Consider the following 10,798-nt stretch of genomic DNA (forward strand, 5'->3'; position numbering starts at 1 on the left):
CGTACGCGTCGGTCGGTGCTGCTGGTTCAGCGGCGGACCAGCCGGGCGTGGGTGGTCTTCGGAGTACTGACCACCTCGTCCACCCGGTAGTTCTCGGAGATGTCGCCCAGGTTGTCGAAGAGGCGCTCCCCGCGGCCCGCCAGGAGGGCCGCCGCCAGCGCCCGCTCCAGGACCACGTCGGCAGGTTCGTCGGTACGGCGGGTTGTCGCCCCACCAGCCCTTCCACGACTCGTCCGGCCAGTGGCCCCGGACCGGCCCGAACATGTTCCGCCCCATGATCGTCGCCCCCATGTTCACGTCCCACAGGATTTGTCGGTCACTTGGATCTTGGTGGTCATTGGGTCTTGCTGGTCATTTGGACGCTGGGCGCCAGCCGGCCGGAGGATCCTCGCCGACGCGGCCGTCGACGGCCTCGCGGAGCAGGTCGGCGTGTCCCGTGTGCCGGCCGTACTCCTCGATCAGGTCGCACACCAGCCGACGCAGGCTGAGGCGGCTCCCGTCGCTCCAGGCGAGATGGACAAGCTGGTCGAGCCCGCCGTCGGCCAGGGCCGCATCGAGCCTCTCGCGGGAGCGTTCGATGGTGCCGTCCCAGATCGCGTAGAGCTGTTCGGGGGTGTCATCGGCGGCCGAGTTGAAGTCCCAGTCGGGGTCGCCCTCCCAGTCCGCGGTGTCCCACGGCGCACTCATCGGAGCTCCGCTGAGTTTGGTGCTGAACATCTGGTCCTCAGCGCGCGCAAGATGCTTGAGCAATCCGCCCAGCGTCAGCGACGAGGCCCCGATCCTCGTCTGCAAACCTTTCTCGTCAAGGCCATCAGCCTTCCACCGAAATGTTGCCCGCAGCCGTTCCAGCGCCCCCACCAGATGCTCAGCCTCGCTACCCGCGAGCGGCGGTTCGTACGAGTTCTCGCTGCTGTCCATACCGCCACCGTAAACACGAACGCGGACGTATCACGTCCGCAACCCGTGGTTCTCTGGTGCTGCCGGCGCGGACCCTGCAAGCAGTCGAGTGGCCCGACCGATTCGGCCGGGCCACTCGTGAGTGTGAGGTCACTCCTTGAAGTTTGCTGCCTCAGCGGCCGCCGAAGGTGTCCAGGAGAACCTGGCGCTCGGCGTCGGTGAGGTTTGTGTCTATGAGCTTGCTGTGCAAGCCGTGGAAGCGTTCGCCGACCCGGTCGAGATCGCCCTGGTCGGTGACCGCGAAGAGAGCCGAGCTTCCTGGTGTCACCTCGGTACGGATCTTTTCCAGTTGAGCTTTCGTGATGCCGGAGTCCTGTGTCACCTTGCTGATCGCCCCGATCGCGGCGCCGGCCACACCTCCGATCACGGGCACGAAGAAGAGAGCCCCGAGGAGTACGCCCCAGAAAGCCCCCCAGCCGGTCCCGCGCCAATTCTCTTCGTGTCCCTGCTTGGTGGTCGGGTGGGAATCGCCCTCCGGCCAGGAAACGACCGCGTGGTCGAGGATTTTCACCAACCCGTCCCGCTCGGCGCCCTTGAGGATCGAAACGGCCTGGTCGGCTCCGCCCGGACCGTCGAACTTCCACACCGTAAAGGCAGTCATCTCGCACTCCTTCGCCTCGACCCGCCGGCCCTTCAGGCATGACGGGCACTGCGGATTGCCATCGTCGACACCGCCAACCTCGAAGGGCCGCGCCTCAGCGGCGAACCGCCACGGCCGACCCGAACACCCGCGAGGCTAGGCGACCGGGGAAGGGGGAGCATCACCCGCACAGGATGAGCCACTGGCGGTGGCGGGTACTACGGACTAGCTGCGTCGGAGTCCCACGGAGCTCAGCTGAACGACTCGGGGCCGAAGCGGCCGATGGCCACCAGGGCGATCAGGGCTAGGTAGGTCAGGTTCAGTAGGGCGTGCTTGGGCTCTTGGCGGCGGGAGGTCACGATGGCCGCGCCCGTCATGATCGTGGCCAGTCCGACGGCTGCCAGCGGTACCAGGAGCGGTGCGATGTCGAGGGCGGCCGGTAGGATCAGGCCGACGGCGCCGAGGATCTCGACTGCACCGAGAGCCTTGATGAAGCCGGGGCTGAAGTCGTTGACCCATCCCCCGCCTGGAGCTCTGGCCAGTTTCTCCTGAGGGATGAACAGCTTGTTCGTGCCCGCCAAGAGGAAGACTGCGGCCAGCAGGCCGGCGATGATCCACAGAGCGAGGTTCATGATTTTCTCCCGATCGGTTACCTCGGCCCTTCCGGGCCCGTCATCACCCATGACGGAACTCGCTTGTGGGAGGTAACAACATGACCGGCTCTGGTCCGGGGGAAGCCGTGGCAGAAGCCTTCGAGGAGCAGCGCGGGCGCCTGGTGGCGGTGGCCTACCGGATGCTCGGATCGCGGGCGGACGCCGAGGACGCAGTACAAGAGGCATGGCTGCGGCTTGCGCGCCAGGATCCGGCTGCGATCGACAACCTGGCCGGCTGGCTGACCACCGTGGTGGGCCGGGTCTGCATCGACGTACTGCGTTCGCGCAAGGCCAAGCCCGAGGCGTCGTACGACGACCGGCTGCCCGAGCTGGTAGTGACCGAGGAGGCCGACGGAGCGCCGGAGGACGACGCGCTACTCGCCGAATCGGTTGGGCTGGCACTGCTGGTGGTGCTCGATACCCTCCGCCCGTCCGAGCGGCTGGCGTTCGTGCTGCACGACATGTTCGCGGTGCCGTTCGAGGACATCGGTCAGATCATCGGCCGGTCCACCGACGCGACCAAGATGCTCGCCAGCCGAGCCCGTCGGAAGGTACAGGGCACGCCTCATTCAACCGATGAACCGCAGCAGCAGCGCGCGGTGGTCGATGCGTTTCTCGCGGCCGCGCGGCGTGGAGACTTTGAGGGCCTGCTGCGGGTGCTCGATCCGGACGTGACGTGGCGCACCCACACCGCGCGGGGCGTGGTCGTCAGGCTGGGAGCCACCGAAGTGGCTGCCAAGGCGCAGCGCGGGATGCACACGAAGCTCACCGGGCGCAGCGTCCTCGTCAATGGTGAACCCGGGGTCCTGGTGTCGGACGCGAGCGGCAAGCCGCGGATCGTGATGGCGTGCACCGTGGTCGACGGCCGGATCGTCGAGATCCTGTCAGTGACAGACCCGGAACGCCTCGCGTCCATGGACCTCCCCGAACGTCCCGTTTAGCGTCCGGCGGGAAATCGATCAGTTTTGAAGAAGCCGGTACCGCGGGTCGCTGCTTAGCCTGAGGACAACATCGACCCACGCAGATTGGACCCATCCAAATGAACCCCCCGCAGAAGCGCACCGCGAAGAAGACCTCAGCCTCGAAGGACAAGTCGTACGAGGGATTCACCGACGAGGAACGGGGCGCGATGAAGGATCGCGCGAAAGAGCTCAAGGCGGCCTCACGCGGAGCCAAGCCCGACGACGTGACCGCGCTCCTGGAAAAGATCGCCGAGCTGCCGGAATCGGACCGCGCGATCGCCGAGCGACTCCACGCCATCATCACAGCCAGTGCGCCCGAGCTCTCGCCGAAGCTCTGGTACGGGATGCCTGGGTACGCCAAGGACGGCAAGATCGTCTGCTTCTTCCAGAACGCGGGGAAGTTCAAGGCGCGGTACAACACGTTCGGCTTCAACGACTCGGCGAACCTCGACGACGGCGACCTGTGGCCGACCGCCTATGCCCTGAAAGAGCTGACCCCTGCCGTGGAGAAGCAGATCATCGCTCTCGTCAAGAAGGCCGTGAGCTGAGCCTCAGGGCCGGGGTGGCGGGGCCAGGATGGGTACTGCGGTTCGACGAGGGATCGACCCGGGAGTTGCTGCTGTACTTCACCGATCGGGCGGGTGTCGCACCCACGATCGAGTTGCGCGGCAGCCTGCCGTACCACCACCTGAAGGGCACCTTTACCGACCCGCGGGATCTCCCCGAACGCGCCGTGCGGCTGAGGTCGGAGTTCTTCTCCCACTCGCTGGCTCACCGCACCCTCGCATCGCTGCTGGCCCAGCTCGGCGCCCCAAGGACGGTGGGCCGACGGGAGATCACCTTCACCGCGATGGGCGGCGCCTACAACAGGGTCGCCGAGGACGCCACCGCATTCGCCCATCGCAGCGAACGCTTCCTGCTCGAGCACATCGCCGAGGCGGCCGATCCCTGGGTCGACGATTCCTGGACGACCGCCCACGTCGACGGGTCGGGACGTGTCTATCCCAACTTTCCCGACCTCGCGCTCGACGACTGGGCCGCGGCGTACCACGCGGGCAACCACCCCCGGCTGACAGCGGTCAAGAACGCCTACGACCCGCACCGATTCTTCGACTTCCCCCAAGCCATCTGATCACCAGCGAAGGAGAGACATGAGCAAGGTCTTCAGCGCCCACGCGGTATCGGTCGACGGCTACATCAGCGGTCGCACTCCCGACGGCGACGAGGAGTTCGGACGCGGTCTCGGTGACGCGGGCATGCTCTTCGACTGGTACATGGACGGGGACACGCAGAGCCAGGAGTTCGACGGATTCAAGCTGAGCGAGCCGAGCGCCCGGTTCTTCGACAGCCTCTCCGCACGAGTCGGGGCGAGCGTGGCGGGGCGTACGACGTACGAGCATTCCAGCCATTTCGGAGGCGGTAGCCCGCACCCGACGGCGCCACTCTTCGTCCTCAGCCACCGGCCCGCTCCCAAGATCAGCGAGAAGCAGACACTCGTCACCACCGGCATCGAGGACGCGATCGCGGCGGCACGCGAGGTTGCCGGGCACAAGGACGTCGCCGTTATGGGTGGCGGCGCGCTGACCTCCGCGCTGGCCGCGGATCTCGTCGACGAGGTGATCCTCCACCAGGTGCCCGTCCTGCTGGGCGGCGGTCGCAGCTTCTTCCAGCAGGTTCCGAAGCACGTGAACCTCCGTCTGCTGGAGGTCATCCCGGCTCCCGGCGTTACCCACCTCCACTACGAGGTGGTCCGATGATCCTCGTCACCGGAGGGCTGGGCATGATCGGCGCCCACACCGCCCGCGCACTGATCGACCTCGGCCACGAGGTCGTCGTCACCGCGCACCGCCGTACCGAGGTCCCGTCGTTCCTCGCCGGCAAAGTCACGGTGGAATCCCTCGACGTCACCGACCGGGACGCCTTCCTCGACCTCGGCCATCGCCACGACATCGGCGACATCGTCCACCTCGCCGGCTCCATCCCCGACGAGGACCCGGTCCGTTTCTTCCGCACGGACACGGCCGGCCTGTTCAATGCGCTGGACGCCGCCCGCACCTGGGGCGTCCGCAGGTTCGCCGTCGCCAGCAGCCTCGGCGCGTACATCGGCCGGACCGAGATCCCCTGGCACGAGGATCTCGCACTGCCCCTCACAGCACTGCCGCACCTGATCATCGCCTTCAAGAAAGCCGTCGAGCCACTGACCACGCACAGCCTCCAGGGCAGCGGTGTCCAGCCGGTCGTACTTCGGATCGGGACCATCTGGGGACCGCTCGTCGACCCCGAATCACCGTTCTTCTACATCCCGCCGTACATCAGCGCCGTACTCCGCGGTGAGAAACCTCAGCCGCTGTACGCCGACGACGGTGGCGACTGTTGCTACGCACCTGACGCCGGGCGCGCAATCGCCCTGCTGGTGACCGCGGAGACCCTCCGGCACGACACCTACAACGTGTCCAGCGGCCGCCCGTTCACCAACCGCGACTTCGCGGACGCCCTGCAGGCGATCACCCCCGGCCTGCGGCTCGAACTCCTGCCTGGACGCCAGGGTGGCCCCGGCGACAACCCGTACCTCGACACCACCCGTCTCGCCCACGACACCGGCTACACACCGGCCTTCGATGTCGCCGCGGCAGTCGCTGACTACGTGGCCTGGCGCGCCGACAACCCCCGCTGAAGGGGCAGGCCCGCACGCGACCCCGACGTACGCTGCGCGCTCTGTGATCTGACCGTCCCCGGCCTGCTCGGCGACCCTGATGGCAGAATCAGCCAGGTGCAGATCGGGATGCTTGGATCGTTCGAGGTTCGTACGGACGACGGCGTCCTCGCCGATGTGCCGGGCGCCCGGTTGCGTGGGCTGTTGATCGCCCTCGCCCTCGAACCAGGCCGCGTCGTCCCAAAGGCGACGCTGATCGACTGGATCTGGGGTGAGTACCCGCCCTCCGACGCGTCGAATGCCCTGCAACGCTTGGCTTCCCGACTGCGGAAGGCGCTACCCGGGGGCGTGGTCGAGGGGCAGCCGGGCGGCTACCGGTTGACGGTGGAACCCGACGCTGTCGATGCCCTTCGGTTCGAACGCCTCCTCGGTCAGGCCCGTAATGAGGAGGGTCTGCAGCGGGTTCGGCTGTTGCGTGAGGCCCTCACCTTGTGGCGTGGTGCGGCCCTGCAGGATGTCGGTTTGGAGGACAGCGCCGCGTTCGACTCGGCGGTGACGCGGCTCGAGGCGCTGCGGGTGACGGCGATGGAGGATCGGTTCGAAGCGGAAGTCAGCCTCGGCCACGGTGCGGAGCTGATCCCCGAACTGACCGACGCGGTGACTGCGCATCCGATGCGAGAACGGCTGGTCGCCGCGCTGATGCGTGCCCTCGCGGCCGCCGGTCGCGACAGCGAGGCGCTGCTCGTGTACGAAGGTACGAGGGAAGCCCTGGCCGATGCGCTGGGTATCGACCCCTCGCCGGAGTTGTCGGCCTTGCACGTCGCGTTGCTGCGGGGCGAGTTGGGCCGGCAAGAGGAGCACCGGAAGACCAACGTCCGTGCGGAGCTCACGAGTTTCGTCGGCCGGGAGGCCGATGTCGCCGCCGTCCGCGCGCTCATCTCCGAGCATCGGCTGACCACCCTGATCGGGTCGGGTGGTTCGGGCAAGACCAGGTTGGCCACGGAGACCGCGCGGACGATGATCGGCGACCTGCCGGACGGGATCTGGCTGATCGAGTTCGCCCCCATCGGCGCCGACGGTGACGTGGCGCAGACGGCGCTGGCCGGGCTCGGGCTCCGAGATGCTCTGCTCGGCGCGTCATCGAGCACGGACCCGTTGGACGGGCTGATCGCTGCGATGCGCGATCGGGAGATGCTCCTGATCCTGGACAACTGTGAGCACGTGATCGAGTCGGTCGCGACGTTGGCCGAACGGGTGCTCGGGGAATGCCGGCGGCTGCGGATTCTGGCGACCAGCCGGGAACCGCTAGGCATCACAGGTGAGGCGTTGTGGCAGGTCGAGCCGCTGGCTCTGCCGACCGGCGGCGGTCTGGCCGAGGTCGCGTCCTCGCCGGCCCTCCGGTTGCTGCGGGACCGGGCCGGCGCGGTACGCAAGGACATCGGGATCGACGAACACACCAACGAACTGATGGTGCGGATCTGCCGGTCGCTGGACGGAATGCCGCTGGCGATCGAACTCGCCGCCGCCAGGCTGCGCACCATGACCGTCGAGCAACTCGCCAACCGGCTGGATGACCGGTTCCGCCTGCTGACCAGCGGGAGCCGCACCGCGCTGCCGCGGCACAAGACGTTGCGCGCGGTGGTCGACTGGAGCTGGGAGTTGCTCACCGACGCCGAGCGGACGGTGCTGCGCCGGCTGTCGGTGTTCTCGGGCGGGGCGAGCTTGGAGGCGGCCGAGCAGGTCTGCGTCGGCGATGTGGTCGAGCAGGATCAGGTGCTGGAGCTACTCACCTCGCTGGCCGAGAAGTCGCTGCTGGTCACCCAGGGGGACGGCGCGCCGCGCTATCGGATGCTCACCACGATCAAGGAGTACGCCGCGGATCGGCTCGCCGAAGCGGGAGAATCCGACCAGATCCGGCAGGCACATCTCGCTTACTTCACCGAGCTCACCGAGACCGCCGAGCCCCATCTGCGCCGCGCCGAGCAACTGGAATGGCTCGCTACGCTCGAGGCCGACCACGACAACCTCAGCGCCGCGCTGCGGGGGGCGATCGCGGCCGGAGACGCACAGGCGGCGATGCGGCTCGCCTCGGCCGCCGGTTGGTACTGGTGGCTGGGCGGACGCCGGTCCGAAGGCCTCGAGTTGCTGATCGCGGCCGCCAACCTACCGGGCGAGGTGTTCGACGACATCCGCGCCATGACGTACGGGCTGGTGGTGCTCTACGTGACCTCCGGGCAGGGCGACGAACACCTAGGCGCGGAATGGATCCACAAGGCGTATCAGTTCGGCCAGCTCAGCCGGAGCGACAACCCGCTGCTGGCCTTCGTGATCCCGCTGGAACGCCTGCTCCAGGCGCCGGACGAAGCACTGCCCGCGTTCGAGTCGTTGCTGAACAGCGTTGACCCCTGGGTCCGCGCGATGGCTCGGTGGCAGGCCACCAAGATGCGGAGCATGCTCGGCCAGGGCGGCCCCGAGGTGGAGGCGCAGTTGGAGCTGGCGCTCGCGGAGTTCCGGACGCTCGGCGAACGGTTCGGGATCTCGCTGGCCCTGTCCGAGCTGGCCGGCCAACTTGCCCTTTGGGGTGAATACGCCGGTGCCTGCGAGTACTACGAACAGGCGATCGCGGTCCTCACCGAGCTCGGCGCCGTCGAGGATGTCATCGAGACGCGGACCCAGCAGGCCATGCTGTACTGGCTCAACGGCGATCGCGACGCCAGCGCTGCCGCCATCGCCGAGGCCGAGCGGAGCGCCGAAGGTGTCACCTGGCCGTACGCTCTGGTCTCCTTGGCGCTCGCCAAGGCGGGGCTTGCCCGCCTGGGCGGCGACGCCGAGGAGGCCCGCCGGCAGCTCGGCCTCGCGACCACCCTCTTGGGCGATGCCGCGGAGCAGGCGAACATTCGCGCCCAGATCCACAACCTGCACGGCTACCTGGCCGACGATCTCCGAGAGTCCCGCACCCACCGGGTGGCTGCCTGGCAGGCGGCGTCCGAGCTGGGACACGCCTTCCTGCTCGGCCCGATCCTCGTCGGGTTCGCGGATCTGGCAGTTCGCCTCGGCCAGTACGAACAGGCGGCGCGGTTGCTCGCGGCCAGCGTCGGCGTCCGCGGGCAGGCGGATCTCTCGCAATCGGATGCGGCCAGGATCGAGCTGGACGTGCGACGTCACCTCGGCGAAGCACGGTTCGCCGAGGTGACGCAGGAGGGCAAGCCGGCGAGCTGGTCCCAGCTGATCGAGGACACGCTCGCGTCGTGAGGATCAGCTTGCCGCGCGTTGCAGGGTGATGTCGCCGTGCCGGGTGCGGGCGTGGACCGAGACCTTGGCGTCGGACGGGCCCGGCTCGCCCTGCGAGGAAACGAAGTTGTGCACCGCCCCGCGCTCGCTGTTGACGTCGATGGAGGCAGCGGTGCCCTCGCTGATGCCGACCTCGATGTTTCCCGAGCCGTTCCTCAGCTTCGCCTGACCGTTGGTCATCCGGCCGATCCGAATGGCACCGCTGGCGGTCGAGCCGGTGACATGGGCGTCCGCGCGGTCGATGTCGAAGTCGCAGCTGGCGCTCCCGAGATCGACGTCGGCCCAGGCATGGCCGATCCAGACCTGCCCGCCCGAGTTCGAGAGCTTGGCCGTGCCCTCGACCTCGCCGATCCGCAGTACGAACGCACCGCCGTCGATCGTGGCGGGTCCGGCGATGTGGCCGATCGCGACCTCACCGGACGCGATGTTCGCCCGCAGCGCGTCGATGCGATCCAGCTGGACCTGACCCGATGCCATGTGCAGCTCGCACTCGCCGAATGAGCCGTCGGCGTGCACGACCGAATGCGCCAGGTAAGCGGCCAGGCTGGAGCCGGTGGGCAGGTCGATCGTGATGGCGACCGACCCGGTCTTGCTCCCGGAGACGGTCGTCTTGACCGACAGTTGGCCGTCGGCGAATTCGACCTTGGTCTTGTCGGCCACCTTCACATCCGACCGGTTCGCTTCATCGATGGGTTCGACCAGGACGACGGTGTCTGTCCGGTCGCTCGCGGTGACCCGTACCTGGGCTCCCCCGACCTCCACGGTCGCGACGATGGGCCCTTGCGTGGCGAATGTAGGCATGAAGATTTCTCCTTGTGTCTCGAACGTGAAGGTGTTGGTGGGCGGGTCGACCACGGCCCAGTTGGTCAAGCGCGCTTCTCAGCTGATCTGGCGTCGGTAGACCCGGATGGCGAGGACATAGCCGACGGCGAGGATGCCGAGGCACCAGGCGAGGGCGATCCAGATGTCGCTGTCTACCGGCTGCTGTGCGAACAGATCCTGGATGGTGTTGACGATCGACGTGACCGGCTGGTTCTCAGCGAAGGCGCGGACCGGACCCGGCATGGTGTCCGTCGGGACGAAGGCCGAACTGATGAACGGCAGGAAGATCAGCGGGTAGGAGAATCCGGCGGCACCGTCCACAGACTTCGCTGACAGGCCGGCGAGTACCGCGATCCAGGTAAGTGCCAGAGTGAACAGCGCCAGGATTCCGGCAACAGCGAGCCATGCCAGTAGACCTGCCGAGGTGCGGAATCCCATCACGAAGCCCACCAGCACGATGATCACGACCGAGAGCCCGTTGGCAACCAGCGAGGTCAGAACATGTGCCCACAGCACGGACGACCGTGCGATCGGCATGGAGTGGAATCGCTCGAAGATGCCGCTCTTCATGTCGGTGAACAGCCGAACGGCAGTGTAGGCGATGCCCGACGCGATCGCGATCAGCATGATTCCGGGCAACAGGTAGTTGACGTAGTTGTCGGTGCCTGTCTCGATTGCCCCGCCGAGAACGTAGACGAACAGCAGCATCATGGCGATCGGCGTGATCGCCGTCGTGATGATGGTGTCGACGCTGCGGAAGACGTGACGCATGGAGCGGCCCGTCAGGACGGCCGTGTCTCCGAAGAAGTATGTGCTCACTGGTGCACCATCCTCTGGTCGGTAACTCTGGATGGGTTGCCGATGCACCCGAGGTGCCGTT

General features: G+C 67.5%; 13 protein-coding genes. 6 read left to right on the plus strand and 7 right to left on the minus strand.

Annotated elements, in window-relative coordinates; all coding sequences use genetic code 11:
• Nucleotides 1-26 precede the first annotated feature (26 nt).
• The 4 genes from ACFPJ1_RS27130 to ACFPJ1_RS27145 all read right to left on the minus strand — a co-directional run bounded on the left by ACFPJ1_RS27130 (nt 27) and on the right by ACFPJ1_RS27145 (nt 2,169).
• On the minus strand, nt 27-176 hold the full coding sequence (locus ACFPJ1_RS27130) for a hypothetical protein (RefSeq protein ID WP_380108132.1): 150 nt from the start codon (nt 174-176) through the stop codon (nt 27-29).
• Nucleotides 177-351: 175 nt separating this feature from the next.
• On the minus strand, nt 352-918 hold the full coding sequence (locus ACFPJ1_RS27135) for a mycothiol transferase (protein ID WP_380108134.1): 567 nt from the start codon (nt 916-918) through the stop codon (nt 352-354).
• Nucleotides 919-1,069: 151 nt separating this feature from the next.
• Nucleotides 1,070-1,558: a DUF1269 domain-containing protein gene (locus ACFPJ1_RS27140; RefSeq protein WP_380108135.1), complete on the minus strand. Its 489-nt coding sequence runs from the start codon at nt 1,556-1,558 to the stop codon at nt 1,070-1,072.
• 230 nt (nt 1,559-1,788) lie between these two features.
• Complete coding sequence (locus ACFPJ1_RS27145; RefSeq protein WP_380108137.1) at nt 1,789-2,169, minus strand: DoxX family protein; 381 nt, start codon at nt 2,167-2,169, stop codon at nt 1,789-1,791.
• A gap of 80 nt (nt 2,170-2,249) precedes the next feature.
• Here ACFPJ1_RS27145 and ACFPJ1_RS27150 point away from each other — a divergent pair, with 80 nt between their 5' ends.
• Nucleotides 2,250-3,131, plus strand: coding sequence for a sigma-70 family RNA polymerase sigma factor (locus tag ACFPJ1_RS27150; protein ID WP_380108138.1), 882 nt, complete (start codon nt 2,250-2,252; stop codon nt 3,129-3,131).
• 53 nt (nt 3,132-3,184) lie between these two features.
• On the opposite strand, the gene ACFPJ1_RS27155 is transcribed toward ACFPJ1_RS27150, so the two are convergent.
• Nucleotides 3,185-3,229, minus strand: coding sequence for a hypothetical protein (locus tag ACFPJ1_RS27155; protein ID WP_380108157.1), 45 nt, complete (start codon nt 3,227-3,229; stop codon nt 3,185-3,187).
• On the opposite strand from ACFPJ1_RS27155, the gene ACFPJ1_RS27160 reads away from it, so the two are divergent.
• The 5 genes from ACFPJ1_RS27160 to ACFPJ1_RS27180 all read left to right on the plus strand — a co-directional run bounded on the left by ACFPJ1_RS27160 (nt 3,230) and on the right by ACFPJ1_RS27180 (nt 9,057).
• On the plus strand, nt 3,230-3,700 hold the full coding sequence (locus tag ACFPJ1_RS27160) for an iron chaperone (RefSeq protein WP_380108140.1): 471 nt from the start codon (nt 3,230-3,232) through the stop codon (nt 3,698-3,700). It abuts the gene before it with no gap.
• 14 nt (nt 3,701-3,714) lie between these two features.
• Nucleotides 3,715-4,284: a BBE domain-containing protein gene (locus ACFPJ1_RS27165; RefSeq protein WP_380108143.1), complete on the plus strand. Its 570-nt coding sequence runs from the start codon at nt 3,715-3,717 to the stop codon at nt 4,282-4,284.
• A gap of 19 nt (nt 4,285-4,303) precedes the next feature.
• Complete coding sequence (locus ACFPJ1_RS27170; protein WP_380108145.1) at nt 4,304-4,909, plus strand: dihydrofolate reductase family protein; 606 nt, start codon at nt 4,304-4,306, stop codon at nt 4,907-4,909.
• Nucleotides 4,906-5,826 carry an NAD-dependent epimerase/dehydratase family protein gene (locus ACFPJ1_RS27175; RefSeq protein ID WP_380108146.1) on the plus strand — a complete coding sequence of 307 codons (921 nt, stop codon included), beginning with the start codon at nt 4,906-4,908 and terminating at the stop codon, nt 5,824-5,826. The genes ACFPJ1_RS27170 and ACFPJ1_RS27175 overlap by 4 nt, the downstream gene beginning before the upstream one ends.
• Nucleotides 5,827-5,922: 96 nt before the next feature.
• Nucleotides 5,923-9,057 carry a BTAD domain-containing putative transcriptional regulator gene (locus ACFPJ1_RS27180; protein WP_380108148.1) on the plus strand — a complete coding sequence of 1,045 codons (3,135 nt, stop codon included), beginning with the start codon at nt 5,923-5,925 and terminating at the stop codon, nt 9,055-9,057.
• A gap of 3 nt (nt 9,058-9,060) precedes the next feature.
• On the opposite strand, the gene ACFPJ1_RS27185 is transcribed toward ACFPJ1_RS27180, so the two are convergent.
• Entirely contained in the window at nt 9,061-9,966 is a 906-nt protein-coding gene (locus ACFPJ1_RS27185) for a DUF4097 family beta strand repeat-containing protein (RefSeq protein WP_380108149.1), read from the minus strand.
• 9 nt (nt 9,967-9,975) lie between these two features.
• Complete coding sequence (locus ACFPJ1_RS27190) at nt 9,976-10,737, minus strand: ABC transporter permease (RefSeq protein WP_380108151.1); 762 nt, start codon at nt 10,735-10,737, stop codon at nt 9,976-9,978.
• Between the last annotated feature and the right edge of the window lie 61 nt (nt 10,738-10,798).

This window comes from Kribbella qitaiheensis (assembly GCF_042657745.1).
Classification (GTDB): Bacteria; Actinomycetota; Actinomycetes; order Propionibacteriales; family Kribbellaceae; genus Kribbella; species Kribbella qitaiheensis.

Excerpts from the sequence above, each read along its gene's own strand:
- ACFPJ1_RS27135 (WP_380108134.1), bottom strand. The coding sequence starts at position 918 with ATGGACAGCAGCGAGAACTCGTACGAACCGCCGCTCGCGGGTAGCGAG.
- ACFPJ1_RS27140 (WP_380108135.1), bottom strand. The coding sequence starts at position 1,558 with ATGACTGCCTTTACGGTGTGGAAGTTCGACGGTCCGGGCGGAGCCGAC.
- ACFPJ1_RS27145 (WP_380108137.1), bottom strand. The coding sequence starts at position 2,169 with ATGAACCTCGCTCTGTGGATCATCGCCGGCCTGCTGGCCGCAGTCTTC.
- ACFPJ1_RS27150 (WP_380108138.1), top strand. The coding sequence starts at position 2,250 with ATGACCGGCTCTGGTCCGGGGGAAGCCGTGGCAGAAGCCTTCGAGGAG.
- ACFPJ1_RS27160 (WP_380108140.1), top strand. The coding sequence starts at position 3,230 with ATGAACCCCCCGCAGAAGCGCACCGCGAAGAAGACCTCAGCCTCGAAG.
- ACFPJ1_RS27170 (WP_380108145.1), top strand. The coding sequence starts at position 4,304 with ATGAGCAAGGTCTTCAGCGCCCACGCGGTATCGGTCGACGGCTACATC.
- ACFPJ1_RS27175 (WP_380108146.1), top strand. The coding sequence starts at position 4,906 with ATGATCCTCGTCACCGGAGGGCTGGGCATGATCGGCGCCCACACCGCC.